The sequence below is a fragment of the Synechococcus sp. RC10B2 genome (assembly GCF_047502635.1).
This window is the reverse complement of sequence record NZ_JANSHO010000091.1, coordinates 20,683-39,576: the sequence shown is the minus strand read 5'-3', so window position 1 is coordinate 39,576 and position 18,894 is coordinate 20,683. Positions and strand designations below refer to the sequence as shown.

The following is an 18,894-nucleotide window of genomic DNA, read 5'->3' as shown; positions in this document are numbered from 1 at the left end:
TCCTTCCGAAGTTGGTTTGCTAAGTGCTGCTATTGTACCCCTTGAGCCCTTAACAAGCTGTATTCCATCACGCTCCTCAGCCCCAGCCATAGTCCCGATCCCCAGTTGGATTGCCCGTCCTCAGGAGCTGGCTATGTCCGATTCTGCTTGGCGCTTTATCTTCCTCCTCGGGATCGTCAGCCTCTGCGCTGACGCCACCTACGAGGGGGCCCGCAGCATCTCCGGAGCTTTTTTGGGATCCCTGGGGGCCAGCGGCACGGTGGTGGGGCTGGTGGCCGGCGGGGGAGAATTGTTGGCCTATGGGCTGCGCCTGGGCGTGGGCTACTGGAGCGACCGGCTCAGTAGGGATCCCTCTCGGCCCAGTCGAGGGCACTGGCAGCTCACCACCCTGGGCTATGTTGTCAACACGGCGGCGATCCCCGCTTTGGCCTGGGTGGACAGTTGGCCTTGGGCCGCTTTGCTTTTGCTGGCCGAGCGCCTGGGCAAAGGGATCCGCACCCCGCCGCGGGATGTGTTGCTCTCCCATGCGGCTCTGCAGGTGGGCCAGGGCATTGGGTTTGGCCTGCACGAGACCTTGGATCAAATCGGGGCGGTGGGGGGGCCGCTGCTGGTGGCAGGGATGGTTGCCGCCGGCTACGGGTTCCGGGGTGGATTCTTGGCCTTGGGGATCCCGGCGGCCCTGGGGCTGGGGGTGCTGGGGCTGGCCCGATGGCTCTATCCCACCCCGCGCGACTTTGAGCCGGAGCCGGAAACCGCTCCAGCACAAGGCTTTTCCAGGGTCTTTTGGCTCTATCTCATAGCAGCGGCCTGTGTGGCCGTGGGGTTTGCCGACTTTCCCCTCATTGCTTTCCATCTGCAACGACAGTCGGGGAGCGAGGAGGCAGGGATCCCCTTGCTCTACGCCCTGGCCATGGGGGTGGATGCCTTGGCGGCCTTGGGCTGTGGCTGGCTGTTTGACCGCATCCGGCTGGGGAGCCTGCTGGGGGCAGTGGTCCTGTCTGCCGGTTTTGCGCCGCTGGCCTTTTCCGGCAGCTACGGGCTGGCGGTGGTGGGCATAGTGCTCTGGGGGATTGGCTTGGGGGCTCAGGAATCGGTCATGAAGGCGGCAGTAGCCGGCATGGTGGCTCCCCAGGCGAGGGGCTTTGCCTTTGGGCTGTTTACCAGCCTCTACGGCCTGGCCTGGTTTTTGGGCAGCGCCCTGATGGGGGTGCTCTACGATCTCTTCCTCCCAGCTTTGGTCATCTTCTCAGTAGCCGCTCAAGCCGTGGGGGCAGCTATCCTATGGATCCTAATCCTGGGGGAACAGGCTGGGGCCGGGCGATGAAAAAGCCCTGCACCAGGTCCACCCCGTGGTCGCGCACCCACTGCAGCTCCTCTGCCGTCTCGATCCCTTCGGCCAGGGTGACGATCCCCAGCTCCAGCACCTTTTGGGCAATCACCGCCTTGTAGGGATCCCCATCTACGCCGCGAATGAGCTCCCTATCCAGCTTGATGACATCTGGCTGCAACCGGTGCAACAGGTTTAGGGATCCGTAGCCGGCGCCCAGGTCATCCAGCGCCACCCGAAAGCCCGCCTGCCGGTAAAACCGCAAAATCCGCTGCAAATGATCCAAATCGGGGCTGCGGTCGGATTCATTGACCTCAAACACCACCCGTTCTGGCGGGATCCCGGCGCGGCTGATGGCCCAGACAGTAGAGCGCAGGCAAAAGGCTGGGTCGTAAATGGCCGTGGGGCTGAAGTTGATGAACAGATCCCCCTCGAGGCGGTGCTGGGTGGCGGCAGCAATGGCCGTGCGGCGGGCAGCCAAGTCCAGGTGATAGAGCAACCCGGCTTCGCGGGCCGTGGCAAAAAGCAAGTCCGGGCCAATGACCTTGCCCTCTCTGTCCAACCCCCGCACCAGCGCTTCGTGGCCCACCACCCAAGCGGGATCCCGCGCCCGGACAATGGGCTGGAAATAGGTGGTGAGGCGGTTTTCCTTCAACAATTCCAACAACAGCTCGGCTTGGGTGCGGTGGAACAACTGCAGCAACGACTCCACCCGGGCGCAATCTTGCCAGCAGGGATCCCTATCCCCAGGCAAAAACAAGGCGCGGCTGGCCTGCATCTCTTCTTGGGAGAGAACCTCGGCCATTGTCTCCAGGGTCTTCTTGAGGGCCCCCTGGGCAATGGCAACAACTAGGCCAAGGTCTTCCAAAAGTTGAACGGGAACCTCTGTCTTGGCCTCCAGGGCCTGCCAGATTTTCCGGTGGGTATGAGGAGTGGGCAGCCAGAGAAACAAACGCCCTGCCTCCTGCAAAAAGGTGGGCAGAGCTGGGCAGTCAAGACAAGACATGGGGGCTTAGGGAGTAGCCATGCAGGCCCACCGAGGTTACCTATCTTACTTAGCAGTATGTCCCGCCTTCCCGAAAAAAGAAGCCAATCTTACGGAAAGCAAACTGGGAATCCCCAGCGTCAGGACAGGATCCCAATCACAACTCGGCCCCGTTCGCGTTCCGGCCAGCCTTAGAATTGATCCTTCATACCCCGCAGCCGGGCAAAAACCCGCACCGGATCTTGAGCGCCCGTAGCCGCCCGCAAAGCCGGCTGATCCCAGCGCAAAAAAGGATTGGTGCGGCGCTCTTCGCCGATGGTGCTGGGGACAGTTGGGGATCCCGCCTGGCGCAGGGCCACCACCTGTTGGTAGCGCGCCTGCAAGTCGGGGTTGTCCCCATCCACCGTCAGGGCAAACTTGAGATTGTTCAAGGTGTATTCGTGGGCACACCAGACCCGCGTGGCTTCCGGCAACTGCCGCAGTTGATCCAGGGATCCCAGCATCTGCTCCGGGGTGCCCTCAAAGAGGCGCCCGCATCCCCCGGCAAACAGGGTATCGCCGCAGAAGAGATCCCCGCTTTCGGGAAAGTAGTAGGCAACATGTCCCCGCGTATGGCCGGGCACAAACAGCACCTTCGCCTGCCGGCCCGCAAATGCCACCGTCTCTCCCGCCTGCAGCTCCACCGTCTGGCCCGGGATCCGTCCCCGATCCGCCTGGCTGCCGTAGACGACGGCACGGGGGTAGCGGGCCAAAAGTTGCAGGTTGCCCCCCACATGGTCGTGGTGGTGGTGGGTGTTGAAGATGGCCACCAGCTCCGCCCCTAGCTCAGCCAGTTTATCCAGCACCGGCTCGGCCACTGTCGGATCCACCACTGCTGCCGTGGCCGTCTCGGGATCGTGCAGCAGATAGATGTAGTTGTCGCGCAGGGCAGGCAGTTGCAGAATGCGCATAGCCGGCTAGTCCTCAAAAATGGCCTGCTCTACATCCTGGCGGCTTAGCGAATAGGGAAAAGACAGAGTTTTGGTGTTGCCATCAGGATAGGTATAGCGCACCCAAATGCTGGTCTCCTCCAGGCGCAGGCAGGCTTTCCAGCCGGGCCGCTCGCAAAACCACTGCTCCACATCCTGCGGGTCACGGGTGCAGCCCTGATCCTCCAGCCAGCGTTCGATGGCGTGGAGCGGGTGATTGTAGAGAGGCGTAGTTGCAGGAGGCAAAGGCATGGCGAGATGGCGCGCAGAGAAGCCGTCGAACAAAACAAAAGTTAACAACCTATTCCATTCAAGCACCTTATCAATGGGAAGCCCTGAGCGCTTTGTCTTAACCTCATCCACAAGCAACCGGAGTTGGTCAGCCCACCCCACCCTCCCGTAGCCAGGCCAAAGCAACCGCCAACACCAAACACGCCACGAAGGTGGAGCCCATCAGCAGCAGGGCGCAGAGCTCGCCCGCCGAGAGAGGCCGGGTTTCCATGCGCAGCTCCAGAGAATCAGCACCGGGGGATCCCATGTTGGCCGTCACCGCCCGCAGGCTGGCATCGTAGATGGCCCGTTTTGCCGGGTTGCTGAGGACAAGGTAGGCTTCCTGGAGTTCTTGGAAGCAACGAATCGCCACCTCTGGCGCCAGAGGAGAAGTGTCGGGATGGTAGCGTTTGCTCAACTGCCGGTAGGCCCGCCGAATGTCCTCAGGAGAGGCCCCTGGAGACAAGCCCAGCCGCTGGTAGTAGGTAAGAGAGGTCAACGAGCGCATGCAAGTCGCTGAACAGCCAAGACTGGGAGGTAGCAGAACAGCTCTCAAGAGAGCCTGACCCCAATGTAAACCACTCTTCCGGCTATGGGGATCCCTATTCTTCTCCCTCCTCTTCTTCCGACTTGGCTTTGGGGTAGTAGAAGCCGGTGTTGCGACCGCTGAGGATGGCGCGCCCAATGGTCATCGCCCGCTGGGCCTGAAGCTTGGCTTTGCCCAGCCAAACCGCATACCGCCTGCGACTGCGGGCTTTGGAGGTTTTCTTCTTAGGAACAGGCATAGCTTGTACAAAAACACAGCTTTACTAGGCTAACACTGAGTTTGCACGCTCGATCCCAATCTAAACCCGGCCCAATAAAGCGGGTCAAGCTTTTTCCGGCAACTCACAAAGGGCGAGCATCTCTGCTCAGTCTTAACTGTTGAGATCTGTCAACTCCTCTGTGCCAACCTTCTCAATCCCTTCTCCCAATGGCCTTGGAATCGGTAGAGTATAGGACATCTTCTGGGAACAGGCGCCCAGGTGATGCCGGTCACCGCCCCGCTTTTGGGTGCAAGCTGAGAATGGACTGTGGCCACCTCTTCGATCTAGGAGATCGCTCAACCATGCGCAGCCTCTCTTCCATTCTGCTGTTCGGGATCCCGCTGCTGAGCTTGGGTTGGATGGGGATCCCGGTGGCTGCCCAATCCACCAATCCGGAGCTGTGCCAGAAGTTTCCCCAAGACCTTCGCTGCAATCTCTCTGCCCCCAGCCAGGTAGGACAAGCGCCTCAACCCACCACTCGCCCGCGCGTTGCGGTTTTGGATTTTGATTTCAGCAGCCTCAGCAATTCCTACAGCCTGCGCGAGGCATCCCGGGGGGTGAGCGATCTGCTGGTGGATCGGCTGGTGAGAGATGGCACCTTTTCGGTTATCGAGCCCTCGCGGCTGGACGCGATCTTGGCCGAGCAGAACTTGGGGCTATCGGGGCGCTTAGATGCCAACACCGCCGCTCAGGTGGGCCGGATCCTCGGGGTCGATGCTGTGATCCTCGGCAGTGTTACCCAGTTCGATGTGTCGGTGCGCCGTTCTGGGGGTGAGCGCGGGTCTTGACCCCCTTCGGCAGCTTCCCGCTGGCGGTGGGGGCCGAGGTGGTGGATGCTGATGCCAACGTGCAGCTCAATGCCCGCCTGGTGAGCACCAGCACGGCGGAGATCTTGGCCGTGGTCGAGGGCCGGGGCAACGTCAGCCAGTCGGATAGCACCGTCACGGTTGCCGACTTTGGCGGGGGATCGGCCACCAGCAACGAAGAAAAGCTGCTGGTTTTGGCCAGCCAACAGGCGGTGGAGCAAATTGCCCAGCAGTTGGCCGGTTTTGCCAGTCGCTTAGCGGCCCAGCCCCGCTCTTTGCCGACCGTCGATGCCTTGGTGGCGGATGTCTATGGTAACCAGGTGATCTTGAACAAGGGCAGCAGCGACGGCTACCGCGTGGGATTGATCCTGTCTGTGGAGCGCGTCGTTCGCGAGGTTAAAGATCCGGCCACGGGGGCAGTCCTGCGCAAATTGACTGAGCCCGCTGGCCAGATCCAACTGACAGAGGTGGATCAGGGATCCAGTGTGGGCCGCATTCTCAGCAGCTCTGGCTTTAAGGTGGGGGATGTGGCCAAACCTATTCAATAAAGCTTCAAGACTTTCAAGATCCCTTCCCTTTGAACCGCAGGTCTACCCGGCGGTGGAGCGGAGGATGTTTTGGAGCTGGCCGGCTGCCGGGATCGAAGCTGGCGCCCGCGGTTGCCGCGACTACCCCTGTCGCATGGACAGGATCCCTGCCTGGGCGGATTTTGGGAAGATAATGGTCTTAGCAAGGCCAGCATGGAACCTGGAACCGCCACCGTCACATTAAGCAGTTTGGCAGGGGGAGAGGATGAAGGCTTTTGTTGCAGGGGCTACAGGAGAAACAGGGCGGCGCATTGTCCAAGAGTTGGTGGGCCGCGGCATCCCGGTACGGGCGCTGGTGCGCAGCCGCGAGTTGGCCGCTCGGGTTCTGCCCCCCGAAGCAGAAGTGGTGGTGGGAGATGTGCTGGATCCGGCCACGCTGGAAGCCGGCATGGAAGGATGCACGGTGGTGCTCTGCGCTACTGGCGCTAGGCCCAGTTGGGATCCCTTTCTGCCCTACCGAGTGGACTACCAAGGCACCAAGAACTTAGTGGATGTAGCCAAGGCCAAAGGGATCCAACACTTTGTTTTGATTTCTTCTCTGTGCGTGTCTCAGTTGTTCCATCCTCTCAACTTGTTTTGGCTGATCTTGGTGTGGAAAAAGCAAGCCGAAGAATACTTGCAAAAAAGCGGCCTCACCTACACCATCATTCGGCCAGGGGGCCTGAAAAACCAGGACAACGAAGATGGCATTGTCCTCTCCAAGGCCGATACCCTCTTTGAGGGCAGCGTCCCTCGCATCAAAGTTGCCCAGGTAGCTGTCGAAAGCTTGTTTCAACCGGCAGCGAAAAACCGCATCTTCGAGATCATCGCCAAGCCCGGCGTTCCCAACCGCGAGTGGAGCGACCTCTTTGCCCTGGCAAGCTAGGTTCTGTGCTGTTAGCCATCAAAGGGTGCCTTATCTGAAGAAAAGTAGCATGAGAACCTTCCCCTTAGGGCTGAGGGCGTTATAATCTCCCCAGCCCTAGCGGAGATCCCTGAGATGGCTGTGCAACTCTTGCCTCAGTGCGAAAACTTACGGGAGCACGTTGAAACGATTCTAAACCTCTGGCAGCAGGATCCCACCCTTTCAGGAAAGCAAGATACAACCCGAATTCAAGCTTCGCTGAGCAAGGCTATTTCCCCAACCTTTGAGATTGTCTTCGCCGGTGCTTTTAGCGCCGGCAAGTCGATGTTGATCAACGCTTTGCTAGAAAGGGAGCTTCTCTACAGCGCCGAAGGACACGCCACAGGGACAGAGTGCTACATCTCCTATGCAGAGCCTGCCGCCGAGAGGGTAGTACTCACCTTCCTCAGCGAGCACCAGGTACAGGAACAGATGGCTGCCTTCTGCACTCGCTTGGGCTTAGCCCTGCCCAGTGGCAACAACCTAGAGGAAGCCACACTCAATCGCCTAAAAGAGCAGGCTGAGGCCATTGTTCACCAAGAGGGCGGCAAAAGCAAGTCGGAACGGGCAAAGCAAGCAGATGCGCTGCGCTTGTTAATTGAAGGTTTCCAGCAAAACCGCGCCAGAATTCACCCAACCGAAAACAGAGTCTTCTCGATGGAACAGCTTAACCTTGGCAACCTAAGAGAAGCGGCCAGTTTTGCCCGGCGCGGTGCCAATAGTGCAGTTCTGCGGAAGATCGAGTACTACTGCCATCATCCTCTATTAGAAGACGGAAACGTTATTGTCGATACCCCTGGAATCGATGCTCCGGTTAAAGCGGACGCCGAGCGCACCTATCAAAAAATTGCCGATCCAAACACTTCCGCAGTTGTCTGCGTCCTCAAGTGTGCTACTACGGGTGAGCTGACTAAAGAAGAAACAGAACTCATTGAGCACATCCAGAGCAGCGACAGCATTCGGGATCGAGTTTTTTACGTGTTCAACCGCATTGATGAAACTTGGTACAACTCCCAGCTAAGGCAGAGATTAGAGGCTATCATTGACCAACAGTTTCGCCAAGCCCGCCTATTTAAAACCAGCGCCCTGCTGGGCTTCTACGGCTCGCAGATCAAGGCAACGACTCGAGAAACGAGGTTTGGCCTCGATACCATCTTTTCGGAAAGTATAAAGGAGCTGGGTGGCAGAGAGCAAACACCTCAGTTTATTAGCGAGTTTGTTAAGTACTGCAGCTCTTCAGGAAGACTTGTTGGATCCCCCTTCCGCCCTTCCGTGCATGGCTATGAGACTCCTATCGATAACTACATTCGAATTCTAAACGAGTGGGGCATGCCCCTAGTTGAGTACATGATCAAGGATAGCGGCATAGAAGAATTCCGCAGTGGGATTACTCGCTATCTGACGGAAGAAAAGCGACCGCAGTTGTTTATAGCTCTTGCCGATGACCTGCAGCCTCTGTGTATTGAGCTCAGAAAGTCCTATATAGATCTTTATGGAGACTTGGATAGCCAGCCGAGAGAAGTTGACAGCATGATTGCCCATGAGTTAATGCTCATTAACCAGCAGTTGAATAAAATTGGTCAAGAGTTCGACGAACATATTCAAACTATGGTCAACGAGATTATTGACGGAACAGATAAAGAGTTTGAGTCTGACTTTCGAAAGCTGCAGGCCAAGATGGTGCGCAGGCTGGATGAGCTTCTGGACACATTTTCAGTAGACAATGCCTATAGCCAAGCTGTCTGCATCCACCACCGTAACTCCACAGCTCCCTTTTTGGCTGTCCTGGTTGAAGCCCTTTACTACCTGTCAAACCATCTAGAGGATATACTGGTCGAGTCTGCCACCACAGTTGTAGAGAACTCCTTTCGCCGGCTTATCGATCGTGTACGCAGTGCAGACTACTACAAGCAGTTGTTTCGCCTACTGGGATCCGACGGTGACCTAGAGAAGAAACTACTAGAGGTTAGGGAAAAAGTTCGCACTGCATTAGTCAGCGGTGCTCGCAAGGAGTGCGATCGGTATCTAAGAGAAAGTCCTCGTTTCTATGATGAGGGTACTTTCTCAATCTATCAGTTCCGGGAAGTTCTGAAGCAAACGTCTCAGTCCTACGATATTTCGGCTATTCGAGATGCCGAGCCCGGGATCCGGCAATTGCTCAAGCTTGACTTTGAGCCCAAAGTCGTCCAGACAATACGCTCTAACTTCCGGCAAGAAACCAACAATACCCTCAAGACTCAGCTCTTGCCCGTTGCTAAGGAAGTGGCTAACGAAATTCTGCAAAAGTATCCCGAAGCAAAGCAATTTATGGAGGCGACGCTTAGGAAAGAAGCAGAAGAAAGAATTGCCTTAAATCAACAGCGTCTAAGGGATCTAGAAGCAAAGATCGATAGCTACAACCAAGCTGTTTCTGGGATCAACCTATGCTTACAGGCTATGGGCTTAGGTCGCGAACTTTTGCCCTTGATTTCTCTACCTAAGCCTTCTTTGACCGGCGAATCAGCCGACACCTCAGCAAGTTCTCCCGAGCAGCCAGCCAGCAAAAGCGGGCCAAGTGATGAGGTCTCTGACTTAGGCAAGATTTTCCCTGAGCTGGACAGCATACTTGACGACCTAAAGTAGAGCGGCTTGTTTCTCCTTACTATTTGAAGGGGGGTGAGGTTTTCTTGTCTAAGTCCATGCCCTTGCAGCAACACTCAGAAGGGATCCTCTCTATAGGGGAGAAAACTTTCAAGGTTGCCAGCCTGGTCAAAGCAGCCCAAGAGGATTTACCTAAAAAAGAAGAGCTCAATCGCCTGTTTATTGCGGCCTTGAGATCCTCAGGGATCCTTCCACCCGAAAACTTGCTTAATATTGCTAGCAGCCTTCTTGCTCCCCGGCCTGAAGAAAAGCTACTGCAAGAAGCGAAGTGGTTTGATCAGGGCCTTGCCTGTCAGCTCCTGGTGCCGGGTAAGAAGGAGTGGGAGAAGGGCAGGGTAAGGTTGCGGATCACCGTAGAGTTTGAGCCAGAGTATACGGGCTCAGAGAGTAGCGATGGATCTCTTCTGGACGATCTTCGCACAGACGAGGAATAGCTTAAGCTGGCGGAATGCATTAGGAGGCCGGGGCAGTGTCAGGCGAGGAGCAACCTCAAGAGCGCTTTGTCCAGATAGATACTTTTCCAAATACTGTTATTGATGTAGGAGGACGCCTGATCTACTCACAAGAATTTACCAAAGCTTGCTTGGAAAGTGCTTATGATGACTTTGGATCTCGTTTATATAATAAACTTAGAGACAGAAACATTTCAGTTGACTATAGCTCGGTCAATTTGGGCAAAATAACTGATGCGAGAGGGGTTCCTGCTAAACTTTTACGTCCTGGCTTGCCATGGGTTGATGGCAGAGTTAGGGTAAAGCTGGTAGCAGCAGTTGAGTTTGAGCCAGAAGATCCAGGATCAGCAAGCAGTGAATCTCCTCTGGATCCCTTTCGAGAAGATACTGGCTAGCGAAGTCTGTGAGCAATGGGAAACAAGGCTGTGTTCGACTCGATACTTCTCAAAGCAGATGACAAAGAAACTGCCGTTGCGATTGGCAACCAAATCTATCTTCCCAGCGTTTTGCACAGTGCAATTATTGATTACTTCCTTGCAGATATCGCACGAACAAATGGCTACCTTCGCTCAAAAAAGGTTCACGTAGAAATTAGAGCTTTAGTAGAGGGAGTAAAATCCCGAATCTTACAGCCTAGAAAGGATTGGGCTGAGGGCAAGATATCCCTTAAAGTTTGTCTCGAGTTTACTCCCGATAGCCCATCTCGAGACTCCGAACTAGATAGTTTTCGCAATACAGGTGAGTAGTGGATGAAAGAGAAAAAACCTGGCGAGAGGATCCCGATCCCACCATCTGTGCGGGAGTATGTCTTCCAAAGGGATGGCTTCCGCTGCCGCAGTTGTGGCAAATCGCCCCCCGAGGTGCAGCTTCAGGTTGATCACATCATCCCCCTTGCCCAGGGCGGCAGCAACGACATCAGCAACTTGCAAACCCTGTGCAAAGTCTGTAATCAGCGCAAAAAGGACAGGTGGGATCCCCGCTTTCGCCGCCATTTCGATCTCTAGGGAGCTGAGATCTCCTCAAACAACGGGCGGAAAGCTCAAAAAGGGCGGGCGGGTGAGGAGGCCGGTTGTTGAACCAACCTCCACCTCCCATCCTTCGGCGGGCGCGAATTTGGTGCGCACATAGCCCAGGCCCACGTGGCCCTGGGAGGTGAGGCCAGCGCTGGTTAACACGCCGATCTTCTCCCCTTGCCGCACGATGTCGGCACCGGGCTGGGCCTCGCCCTGGAGGCAGATCCCCCAGAGGGTTTGGCGGATGCGCCGGTAGGTTACCTGCTTGGCCAAGACTTCCTGGCCGATGTAGCACCCTTTGGAGAGGGAAATGGCATGCCACAGGCCGGCTTCCAAAGGGTTGTAGTCGGGGGTCAGCTCGCGGTCGGCGGCAGGGCGACCGGCCTCTAGGCGCAGGGCTTCCCAAAGTTCAGGTGAGGCCAGCTCTGCTCCAGCTTGGATCAGATAGTCGACAAGGGCAGCTTTGTGTTCGCTAGCCCCCCAGAGGGTAAATCCTGGCTGGGCGAGGCCGCTGCCGCAGGCCAAATGGACGGGGATCCCCTGGATCTCTACCTGGCGGTGCTCATACAGTTTTGTCGGGATCCCTTCTGCAGCCACCCCCTTCTCCAAAAGGGCCTGGCTCTGGGGGCCAATTAGCCCAAAGGCAAAGGTCTGCCCGGTCACATCGGCTAGCTGGGCCCCGCGCACAAAGGGCAACATACGCCCCAGGCTCTGCATCAGCAGGCTGCGCCGCTGCGGCGAAGTCCAAATCCAGCAGGCCTCCTCTTCCACGTAGACCGTGGCCAGATCTAGGATCCCTGCTGTGGGGGTGACAAATACCGTATCTGCCCCCTGGCCGGGCTTGAGAGCCTTGAGATCCTGAGTACTCTGGCTGTGCAAGTAGTCCAAGCCAGGGGATCCCTGCAGGCGCAGGCGGCCCCACTCGGAGCGATCCAAGAGCAGGGATCCCCTCTGCGCGGCTTGCTCTTGCGCGGTCAAGGTGGTGTGAACAGCAGAAATAGCAGACATCGCTCACCCCAGGGGTGCTCTTTGGTTTTCTTCCCTACCCTAGAATAGGCTAGTTCACCCTAGCGCCTGTGGCAGATCCTTGGCGTACTGACTGTGATCGAGGTTGAGGTTCACCAACAGTTGCGACAGCTTTTGCGGCAGTCTCCCGAAGCCGTGTGGCCCCATCAGTTGACAATGGCCCGCATGGTGGCACGGGGATTGCGGTTGGGTCGCAGCACCTTGATTCAGGTGCCCGCCGGGGGCCAGCACCGCCTCAGCTATCTGCTGCCGGCGTTGATGTGGCCGAGTGCCACGTTGCTCTGTGCCACAGTGTCCGTGCAGGCGCAAATCTTGGGAGAAGAGATCCCTTGGCTCCGGCAGACCCTGCAGTTGCACAAGCCCGTCCTGCAAAAAGACCGTTGGCCGGATCCCGATTTTCAGGGGTTGCTGCTGGTGGATCCCCTGGACTGGCTGCGGGCTCGCTTGAGGGGAGCAGAGATGCCGACTGGGATCCCTCTCATCCTGGACGGAGCCGAAGACCTGGAAGAGTGGGCCTACCAGGCGCTGACGGTCACCCTGGAAGCCAGTCACTGGCAGCAACTGCGGCAGATCTTCCCTGCCGAGGCGGAGCGGCTTTCCCAGGCCCAGGTGAATTTAGCCCTGCAGCTTTTGCGGCGACCGCTTTCTCGCTGCCTCCTGCAGGCAGATGAACAGGCTCACCTGGAGGCAGCGCTGTCTTTGGTGGTGAGCTACGCCGGCTGGCTGCCGGATCCTTGGGATCAGCTCCGCCAGCGGCTCTGCGCCGAGGGGGATCCCGCTTCCCGCTGGGTTTGGTGGGCGGAAACTGACCGCGAGACCGGTCGCCTCACCCTTTACCACAGCCCGGCGGCTCTACACGAGTGGCTGGCGCCCATCTGGGCCACTCAGCCGGTAGTGATCATCGGCGAGGCCCTGGACCTGGATCGGCAGGCGGAGGCCTATCGTTGGCGCCTGGGCTTGCCAGATCTGACGCCCTTGCGCTTCAGCTCAGGCGAGGATTGGATCCGTTCCGGCGGGGAGCCCTTGCCGAGCCTTTCCCTCTACTTGCCGCGGCTGCCCTTGCCCAACAGCCCCCTCTTCCGGGAGCACCTGTTGCAGGAGCTAAGGAGCCTGATCCCGCAGGTGCAGGGCTTTGTGGTGGTGCTGGTGTCGGATCAACCTCTGCAGGTACAGGTGGGGGCTGCTTTGGCTGCCGAATTTGGCTCGCGGGTGCGGGTAAACAGCCTATTTCCCGGAGAAAAGGGCATTTTGGTCTGCGACTGGCCCTACTGGCTGCAGCACAAGGCCAGCCTGCCCTGTCCGGAACTGCTGGCCATTGCCACCTTGCCCTTTCCCTCGATGGAGGATCCAAGGGTGGCCGGACGGGTGCAGTATCTGCAGCGCACCCAACAGGACTGGTTCCGCCAATACCTCTTGCCAGTGGCGGCCAGCCAATTGCAGCGGGCTGTTGCACCTCTGCGACAAGGCGCAGAAGCAGGTGAAGCCTCCGGCTTGCCCACCCGCTGGGTGGCGATTTTGGATAGCCGCATCGTTGCCCGCAGCTATGGCGTTGCCCTCCTCAATGCCTTGGGGCCAGCCCTGCGCATCCAGCAGCGCAGCCAATTGTTCGTTTAGGGATCCCCTTGCCCCCAGCCCCTCTCCCTCAGGGAGAGAGATAGGCAGATTTGTATCCTAGAGAGCTAAAGCCAACAGGGATCCGGGCTATCCTGAGTTCAGTCTGCTCTCAGCTTCCTCTTCAGAAACCATGACCAGTCCTGCTCTCAGCCCCGATACAGAACGGCGCGCCCAAGCGGTTTGGAAGTCGTTGCGGCAGGCCATCGTGGAAAGCTCAGGCTTCCAGGGATGGCTGCAGGGGCAGGAGTTGCCCAAGGAGGAGGCTGAGTTGGATCGCCTAGTGCATCGTTACCTGGAGCAGGCTTTGTCACACTTGGCCTACTAGGATCCCCACAGCAGCAACCAGAACGGCAAAGTCAGCAAGGCTGCCACGTAGCCTACGGCTAGAGTTGTCGCCGTTAGCTCGCGATCCAAGTCGTATTCTTCCGCAAGCACCAGGGTGGCAACGGCAGGGGGCATACCCGTCTGCAAGACCAACACCAGCTTGGCCAAGGGGGGATAGGGGGTCAAGGCTAACCCCAGGCCCACCAAAAGGGGCAGGACAACAATTTTGATGAAGAGGGCCACGGCGGCGGGGCGAAGGGATCCCCAGTGCGGCACCTGGGCTAGCCGTATGCCCAAAAGGATTAAGCTCAAGGGAATCGTGCTCCAGGCAAAGGCAGTCAGCCCTTGGGCCAGCCATTCTGGGAGAGGGTGGCGAGCCATTGCCAGGCCGACAAAGAAAGACCAGAGAGTGGGACTGCTTAGGACGCGGAGCGTGGCTTGCCAGGGAGGGGTGAAGGAAGCGCTGTAGCGGCTGGCAACCCAGACTCCCAGACCGTAGGCGGTCAAGAGGGTGCCCAACAGGTCGTAAAACAAAGCCCAGCCAAAGTAGGCGCTCCCGCCCACTGCTAAGCAGATGGGGTAGCCCAAATAACCCGTATTTCCCAGGGTGGCTGTCAGGTAAAAGCTGCCTCGCCGGGCTCTGCTCCAAAGCCAGGGATCCCACTCTTTCTTCCCCTGCCAGGTGTGGTGCTGCCACTGCAGCCAGGCACTGGCCAGGGCATACCCTAGCCCTGTGGCCAGCCAGCAGACCAAAGGGGCCGCCCAGAGCTGGCCAGAGAGGTCCGCCGTCTGCATAAACCCAAGGGTGCCCAGGGGAACCCCCACCCAAAACATGAAGCGGCCCAGCGCTTGGGGATTTAGCCAATGGCGCCAGGGGGGAGGTAGCCCTCTCTGCAGGACAAACCCCAGCAGCGTCCAGCCCAGCAGGGGGAGGTAGACCTGAAAAAGAGTGGTGAGCACGCCTTCTAGAAGCCAAGGGGAAGGGATCCCTGCGGAGGGGTCTGCGGCTGTTCGCGCAGGGCAAAGATGCGCAGGATCACCTCCTCCACGACGCGGTCGGGGGTGGAGGCACCGGAGGTAATACCAATCTGCACTGGCCCGTCGGGCAGCCACCCTTCTGTAACGATTGGGTCTTGGTGGAGGGGCTTGTGGCGGATGCGGTTGGGCGGTTGGATGCAGTCGGGGCCGTCAATATGGTAAGAGGGCAGCCCTTTCGAGAGGGCAATTTCCTGTAGGTGGGTCGTGTTGGAGGAATTGAACCCGCCAATGACCACCACGACATCCAAAGGCCGCTCCAGCAGCTCAAACATGGCGTCCTGCCGCTCTTGGGTGGCGTTACAGATGGTGTTGAAGCTCATGAAGTGCTTGTCCAGCTCCTGGGGGCCATATTTGCGCAGCATGGTGGTCTCAAACAGCTTGGCAATGGCGCGCGTTTCCCCTTCCAGCATCGTGGTCTGGTTGGCGATGCCGATCCGCTCCAGATCCCGATCCGGATCGAAGCCGGGAGATGTGGCCTTGCCGAAGCGGCGCCGAAATTCTGCCGCATCTCCGCCGTGCAAAATGTAGCGGGCGACCCATTCCGCCTCTTCCAGGTTCAGCACCACCAGATATTTTTGGGCAAAGGAGCTGGTGGCCACGGTTTCTTCGTGGTTGTACTTGCCGTGGATCACAGAGGTGAATTGAGCGGCGCGGTGCTTGTCCACCTGGTTCCAGACACGGGATACCCAGGGGCAGGTGGTATCGACGATCTCGTTGCCCTGCGACCGGAAAAACTCCATTTCTGAGACACTTGCCCCGAAGGCAGGCCAGATCACCACGTCCTCAGGCCGGATCTGGGAAAAGTCTTTCTTGCCGTCCGGGCCTTTCTCCACAAAGCGGATCCCCATCTCCTGCAGGTGGCGGTTGACCAGGGGGTTGTGGATGATCTCGTTGGTGATCCAGATCTGGCGATCCGGAAAGCGGCGCCGCGCTTCGTAGGCATATTCCACCGCCCGTTCCACCCCCCAGCAGAAGCCAAAGGCCTTGGCCAGATGGATGGTGATATCCCCCTGCCGATAGCAGTAGGACTGGGCGCGGATCTGCTCCACCAGGGGGCTTTTGTAGGTGGTTTGCAGCTCCCGTTGGGCCTGATCCTTGTGCTCTTCAAACCCTTTGGCAAAGTAGTTGCTGGAGCTGCGCAGGGCCTTGCGCAGGGCGCGCGGATCCTGGGGGGAGCTAGCCGGGGAAGAGGGTTGGGAATGAGGCATGGTTGTCACTCGGGCTGTGCACCGCTAACAGCAAAGGGATCCTCTCTCAGCTTACGCCCTGTCTTGAGTGCGTGGGTCACTCCGGCGGCAGGACAGCCCACAAAAATCTGAAGGGATCCCAGACTCGATCGGCAAGAGCCAGGGCGGCTAAGGCAGCGGCTGATCTTGCCTTTCCAGTTGCTGCAGCCGTTCCTGGAGCTGACGGGCAGTCAGGGAGAAGCTGCGCCCCGGCCAAAGCAAAGAGCCCAGCCCCGCCGTCAACAGGCCCAGGCCGATGGCCACGGCGATGAGCAATCCCAAGGGCAGCTCCACCGAGCGCCAAATTAAAAAATGGACGGTCAGGGGGGTGGGGTTTTGTCCGGCCAGGACTGCCACTCCCAAAGCCAGCAGCAGTGTCAAGGCCAGGTTGAACAGCAGCAGCATGAGGGATCCCGTCGCAACAGTTCTATTCTGCCTTGCTGGCCGACGGAGCAGCCCAGGGCTGCACTGTGCCATCGGGCAGGATGGCGCCGCTCAGGTCAGCGCCCGTCAGCACTGCTCCGCCTATTTTTGCCCCGCTCAGGTCGGATCCCTGCAGTTGGGCGCGGGTTAGCTTGGCTTCCCAAAGGTAGGCCCCGTGCAAGTTGGCTTCCCGCAAATCGGCAAAGCTGAGATCGGCGCCGATCAAGTTGGCTTCCCAAAGGTTGGCCCCGCGCAGGTTGGCCCCCATCAGGTTGGCGGAGCTGAGATCGGCCCCCCGCAGATCGGCCTCCTGCAAGTTAATTCCACTCAGCTTGCCAAAGGAAAGGTTGGCCCCTCTCAGATTCGCCCCCTGCAGGGTGGCGCGCACCAGATCCACGCCCACCAGGTTGGATTCTTGAAAGTTGCGCTCGCCGGCGGCATATTCTGCCAGCAGCTCCTCTGCAGTGGTCACTCGGGGCATGGCCGCGTACCCCCAATTGCCGAGTTTATTTCAGCAACCCTTGATTGCCAAACGAGGTGCTAATGACTCAATGCTAAATGTTGGCCATTATACCGTCCATCTACAGCCGCTTGCGGCTCACGGCGGGCAAGAAGGGATCCCCACCCCTGTCCCATCTGCCCTCTGGGGAGAGGGCGGGGTTGCTTCTGCCACCTTTTCAATGTGCAGCTCCAAGTAGCCGGTGGCCGGATCCGGCTGGCGGGAGAAGCGGTACTCCAGGCTGTCGGCGAGGACGATCTCGGCGGTGGTGTAGATGAGGCAGCCGGGGCGCAGGTGCCCTCCCCAAGTTCGGCCCTGGGCATCGGCAACGGCGAGGTGAAGATGGACTCCGTCCGGGCACAGGGATCCGCTCAAAGCCAGGATCTCCAGGCGTTCCGACAATAGGTAATCCTCGGTTTGATCGGCCAGGCGCAGGGTGGCTTGGCTGAGGCTGCCGACGGCGCTGAGGACAAACCCCGCCTGCAGGGGTTGCTGGCGGGCAAAGCGCTCCAATTCCTGCTTTAGGTCTTGGCCGGGCAGCAGGCGCAAGGGGTAGACGCGCAGGGATCCCGTGGGTAGAGGCTGGGGGCGGCCAGCAGCAGCGCTCCCCAGTCGCCAGCCCGGCTTGACCACCGGGTAGGCGCGGGCGATCACCAGGCAGTCGTCCGGCACGGGATAGCGGGCGGGAATGGTGGAGCCGGCGGCAATGGTGACATCGGATCCCACCTTGAGGGGGGCCACCAGCACCGAGTTGGCGCCTGTCTTGCTGCGATCCCCAATTTCGGTCAAGTGCTTCTGCTGGCCGTCGTAGTTGGCGATGATCGTGCCGGCGCCAATGTTGACCTGGGATCCCAGCTTGGCGTCGCCCAGGTAGGCCAGGTGGGCGGCGTTGGTATGGGATCCGATCTGGGCGTTTTTGATTTCCACAAAGTTGCCGATGCGGCAGCCGTCGCCGATCTGGCTGTGAGGGCGCACGTGGGCGTAGGGGCCTACCCAGACGCGATCCCCGATCTGGCTGTGGCTGACCACCGAGTAGAGGATGTGGCAATCGGAGCCGATGGTGCTGGACTCGATCCAACTGCCCGGCCCTAGACGAGTGCGCGGCCCAATGCGACAGACGCCCCGCAGGTGGGTTTGGGGTTCGATCACCACATCGGGGGCCAATTCCACCGTCTCTTCCAGGCTGACGCTGTCGGGATCCACAAAGGTGACCCCGGCTTCCATCCAGGCTTCCTTGAGGCGATCCTGCAGAATCTGGTAGGCTTGGGCCAGTTGGCGGCGGTCGTTAATGCCGACGATTTCCCGCGCATCCTCGGCGTCCAGGGCGATGGCGGTGTCCAGAAGTTTAACGGCCTCGGTGAGGTAGTACTCCTGCTGGGCGTTGTTCCGGCCCAGACGGGGCAGCACCCTTGCTAGGGCCGGCCAGTGGAAACAGTACACCCCGCTGTTGATGCGGCGATTTTGCCGTTGGGCCGGGGTGCAGTCTCGCTCTTCCACCAACTCCAGGATCCGCTGCTGGGCATCGCAAAACACCCGCCCATAGCCGTAGGGATCCGCCACCTGGGCCGAGAGCAAGGTCACATCCGGTTGAACTTGGCGGTGGCGCTCCAGCAGCGCCTGCAGGGTTTCCGCCCGCAACAGAGGCACATCCCCGTTGACCACCAGCAGATCCCCCTGAAAATCCTCCAGAACGGGCAGAAGCTGCTGCACCGCATGTCCAGTGCCCAATTGCTGCGCCTGCTCCACAAATTCGACCGGGTACTCCTGCAGGGCTCGGCGCACTTGCTCCTGCCCGTACCCCACAATCACCAGACAGCGCTGGGGTTTCAACGTCAGCACCGTGCGCAGCAGCCGCTCGATCAAAGACAGGGATCCCAGCTTGTGCAGCACCTTGGGCAACTGCGACCGCATGCGGGTGCCCTTGCCCGCCGCCAGGATCGCCACCGCCAGATCTCGTTCTGCCATGTTCCCCCCAGACTCTGCCCCCATAAAGTATATGCGGCAGGA

The 18,894-nt window shown here is 59.0% G+C and carries 22 protein-coding genes and 1 pseudogene; 11 read left to right on the top strand and 12 right to left on the bottom strand.

Annotated elements, in window-relative coordinates; all coding sequences use genetic code 11:
* Positions 1–133: 133 nt before the first annotated feature.
* Entirely contained in the window at positions 134–1,324 is a 1,191-nt protein-coding gene (locus NW855_RS14665) for an MFS transporter (RefSeq protein WP_011429999.1), read from the top strand.
* Here NW855_RS14665 and NW855_RS14660 read toward each other — a convergent pair.
* The 5 genes from NW855_RS14660 to NW855_RS14640 all read right to left on the bottom strand — a co-directional run bounded on the left by NW855_RS14660 (position 1,275) and on the right by NW855_RS14640 (position 4,335).
* Positions 1,275–2,333 (bottom strand): EAL domain-containing protein, encoded by a 1,059-nt coding sequence (locus tag NW855_RS14660; RefSeq protein WP_414509002.1) that lies wholly within the window; start codon positions 2,331–2,333, stop codon positions 1,275–1,277. The two genes, NW855_RS14665 and NW855_RS14660, sit on opposite strands and share 50 nt — an antisense overlap.
* 170 nt (positions 2,334–2,503) lie before the next feature.
* Entirely contained in the window at positions 2,504–3,262 is a 759-nt protein-coding gene (gene gloB, locus NW855_RS14655; RefSeq protein WP_011430001.1) for a hydroxyacylglutathione hydrolase, read from the bottom strand.
* Positions 3,263–3,268: 6 nt separating this feature from the next.
* On the bottom strand, positions 3,269–3,532 hold the full coding sequence (locus NW855_RS14650; protein WP_041438969.1) for a DUF3143 domain-containing protein: 264 nt from the start codon (positions 3,530–3,532) through the stop codon (positions 3,269–3,271).
* 127 nt (positions 3,533–3,659) lie between these two features.
* Positions 3,660–4,058 (bottom strand): J domain-containing protein, encoded by a 399-nt coding sequence (locus NW855_RS14645; protein WP_011430003.1) that lies wholly within the window; start codon positions 4,056–4,058, stop codon positions 3,660–3,662.
* A gap of 94 nt (positions 4,059–4,152) precedes the next feature.
* Complete coding sequence (locus NW855_RS14640; protein WP_011430004.1) at positions 4,153–4,335, bottom strand: 50S ribosomal protein L32; 183 nt, start codon at positions 4,333–4,335, stop codon at positions 4,153–4,155.
* 323 nt (positions 4,336–4,658) lie between these two features.
* Between NW855_RS14640 and NW855_RS14635 the strand changes: the two genes are divergently transcribed.
* The 8 genes from NW855_RS14635 (at position 4,659) to NW855_RS14600 (ending at position 10,728) form a co-directional block, all read left to right on the top strand.
* Positions 4,659–5,144, top strand: coding sequence for a CsgG/HfaB family protein (locus NW855_RS14635; RefSeq protein WP_414402378.1), 486 nt, complete (start codon positions 4,659–4,661; stop codon positions 5,142–5,144).
* Positions 5,141–5,710 carry a CsgG/HfaB family protein gene (locus NW855_RS14630; protein WP_414402377.1) on the top strand — a complete coding sequence of 190 codons (570 nt, stop codon included), beginning with the start codon at positions 5,141–5,143 and terminating at the stop codon, positions 5,708–5,710. Before NW855_RS14635 ends, NW855_RS14630 begins: the two co-directional genes overlap by 4 nt.
* Positions 5,711–5,954: 244 nt before the next feature.
* A complete protein-coding gene (locus tag NW855_RS14625; RefSeq protein WP_099812211.1) occupies positions 5,955–6,614 on the top strand; it encodes an SDR family oxidoreductase in 660 nt (219 codons plus the stop codon).
* A gap of 114 nt (positions 6,615–6,728) precedes the next feature.
* Positions 6,729–9,254, top strand: coding sequence for a dynamin family protein (locus tag NW855_RS14620; RefSeq protein ID WP_414389239.1), 2,526 nt, complete (start codon positions 6,729–6,731; stop codon positions 9,252–9,254).
* A gap of 44 nt (positions 9,255–9,298) precedes the next feature.
* Positions 9,299–9,706, top strand: a complete 408-nt coding sequence (locus NW855_RS14615; RefSeq protein WP_414402021.1) for a KGK domain-containing protein — start codon at positions 9,299–9,301, stop codon at positions 9,704–9,706.
* Positions 9,707–9,741: 35 nt separating this feature from the next.
* Positions 9,742–10,119, top strand: coding sequence for a KGK domain-containing protein (locus NW855_RS14610; protein WP_414509001.1), 378 nt, complete (start codon positions 9,742–9,744; stop codon positions 10,117–10,119).
* A 15-nt stretch (positions 10,120–10,134) separates the two neighbouring features.
* Positions 10,135–10,470: a KGK domain-containing protein gene (locus NW855_RS14605; RefSeq protein ID WP_414389245.1), complete on the top strand. Its 336-nt coding sequence runs from the start codon at positions 10,135–10,137 to the stop codon at positions 10,468–10,470.
* Positions 10,471–10,473: 3 nt separating this feature from the next.
* Positions 10,474–10,728 (top strand): HNH endonuclease, encoded by a 255-nt coding sequence (locus tag NW855_RS14600; RefSeq protein WP_414389247.1) that lies wholly within the window; start codon positions 10,474–10,476, stop codon positions 10,726–10,728.
* 15 nt (positions 10,729–10,743) lie between these two features.
* On the opposite strand, the gene NW855_RS14595 is transcribed toward NW855_RS14600, so the two are convergent.
* The gene (locus NW855_RS14595; protein ID WP_414389249.1) at positions 10,744–11,745 is read right to left on the bottom strand and encodes a YgfZ/GcvT domain-containing protein; all 1,002 of its coding nucleotides are present in this window, start codon (positions 11,743–11,745) and stop codon (positions 10,744–10,746) included.
* 93 nt (positions 11,746–11,838) lie between these two features.
* On the opposite strand from NW855_RS14595, the gene NW855_RS14590 reads away from it, so the two are divergent.
* Entirely contained in the window at positions 11,839–13,377 is a 1,539-nt protein-coding gene (locus tag NW855_RS14590; protein ID WP_414346907.1) for a hypothetical protein, read from the top strand.
* Between the two features lie 130 nt (positions 13,378–13,507).
* Entirely contained in the window at positions 13,508–13,702 is a 195-nt protein-coding gene (locus tag NW855_RS14585; RefSeq protein WP_414402376.1) for a hypothetical protein, read from the top strand.
* Here the strand turns inward: NW855_RS14585 and NW855_RS14580 are convergent.
* The 6 genes and pseudogenes from NW855_RS14580 to glmU all read right to left on the bottom strand — a co-directional run.
* Complete coding sequence (locus NW855_RS14580) at positions 13,699–14,661, bottom strand: AEC family transporter (RefSeq protein ID WP_414509000.1); 963 nt, start codon at positions 14,659–14,661, stop codon at positions 13,699–13,701. The genes NW855_RS14585 and NW855_RS14580 overlap by 4 nt on opposite strands.
* Positions 14,662–14,666: 5 nt before the next feature.
* Positions 14,667–15,947: a 4-hydroxy-3-methylbut-2-enyl diphosphate reductase gene (locus NW855_RS14575; RefSeq protein ID WP_414346905.1), complete on the bottom strand. Its 1,281-nt coding sequence runs from the start codon at positions 15,945–15,947 to the stop codon at positions 14,667–14,669.
* 147 nt (positions 15,948–16,094) lie between these two features.
* On the bottom strand, positions 16,095–16,370 hold the full coding sequence (locus NW855_RS14570; protein WP_011430018.1) for a lipopolysaccharide assembly protein LapA domain-containing protein: 276 nt from the start codon (positions 16,368–16,370) through the stop codon (positions 16,095–16,097).
* A 22-nt stretch (positions 16,371–16,392) separates the two neighbouring features.
* On the bottom strand, positions 16,393–16,869 hold the full coding sequence (locus tag NW855_RS14565; RefSeq protein ID WP_011430019.1) for a pentapeptide repeat-containing protein: 477 nt from the start codon (positions 16,867–16,869) through the stop codon (positions 16,393–16,395).
* A gap of 117 nt (positions 16,870–16,986) precedes the next feature.
* Entirely contained in the window at positions 16,987–17,520 is a 534-nt protein-coding gene (locus tag NW855_RS14560) for a PPC domain-containing DNA-binding protein (RefSeq protein WP_414509003.1), read from the bottom strand.
* A pseudogene (glmU, locus tag NW855_RS14555) lies at positions 17,503–18,852 on the bottom strand (bifunctional UDP-N-acetylglucosamine diphosphorylase/glucosamine-1-phosphate N-acetyltransferase GlmU); the annotation flags it as partial. The pseudogene glmU and the gene NW855_RS14560, both read right to left, overlap by 18 nt.
* Positions 18,853–18,894: the final 42 nt, after the last annotated feature.

Excerpts from the sequence above, each read along its gene's own strand:
- NW855_RS14665 (WP_011429999.1), top strand. The coding sequence starts at position 134 with ATGTCCGATTCTGCTTGGCGCTTTATCTTCCTCCTCGGGATCGTCAGC.
- NW855_RS14660 (WP_414509002.1), bottom strand. The coding sequence starts at position 2,333 with ATGTCTTGTCTTGACTGCCCAGCTCTGCCCACCTTTTTGCAGGAGGCA.
- gloB (WP_011430001.1), bottom strand. The coding sequence starts at position 3,262 with ATGCGCATTCTGCAACTGCCTGCCCTGCGCGACAACTACATCTATCTG.
- NW855_RS14650 (WP_041438969.1), bottom strand. The coding sequence starts at position 3,532 with ATGCCTTTGCCTCCTGCAACTACGCCTCTCTACAATCACCCGCTCCAC.
- NW855_RS14645 (WP_011430003.1), bottom strand. The coding sequence starts at position 4,058 with ATGCGCTCGTTGACCTCTCTTACCTACTACCAGCGGCTGGGCTTGTCT.
- NW855_RS14640 (WP_011430004.1), bottom strand. The coding sequence starts at position 4,335 with ATGCCTGTTCCTAAGAAGAAAACCTCCAAAGCCCGCAGTCGCAGGCGG.
- NW855_RS14635 (WP_414402378.1), top strand. The coding sequence starts at position 4,659 with ATGCGCAGCCTCTCTTCCATTCTGCTGTTCGGGATCCCGCTGCTGAGC.
- NW855_RS14625 (WP_099812211.1), top strand. The coding sequence starts at position 5,955 with ATGAAGGCTTTTGTTGCAGGGGCTACAGGAGAAACAGGGCGGCGCATT.
- NW855_RS14620 (WP_414389239.1), top strand. The coding sequence starts at position 6,729 with ATGGCTGTGCAACTCTTGCCTCAGTGCGAAAACTTACGGGAGCACGTT.
- NW855_RS14605 (WP_414389245.1), top strand. The coding sequence starts at position 10,135 with ATGGGAAACAAGGCTGTGTTCGACTCGATACTTCTCAAAGCAGATGAC.
- NW855_RS14600 (WP_414389247.1), top strand. The coding sequence starts at position 10,474 with ATGAAAGAGAAAAAACCTGGCGAGAGGATCCCGATCCCACCATCTGTG.
- NW855_RS14595 (WP_414389249.1), bottom strand. The coding sequence starts at position 11,745 with ATGTCTGCTATTTCTGCTGTTCACACCACCTTGACCGCGCAAGAGCAA.
- NW855_RS14585 (WP_414402376.1), top strand. The coding sequence starts at position 13,508 with ATGACCAGTCCTGCTCTCAGCCCCGATACAGAACGGCGCGCCCAAGCG.
- NW855_RS14575 (WP_414346905.1), bottom strand. The coding sequence starts at position 15,947 with ATGCCTCATTCCCAACCCTCTTCCCCGGCTAGCTCCCCCCAGGATCCG.
- NW855_RS14570 (WP_011430018.1), bottom strand. The coding sequence starts at position 16,370 with ATGCTGCTGCTGTTCAACCTGGCCTTGACACTGCTGCTGGCTTTGGGA.
- NW855_RS14565 (WP_011430019.1), bottom strand. The coding sequence starts at position 16,869 with ATGCCCCGAGTGACCACTGCAGAGGAGCTGCTGGCAGAATATGCCGCC.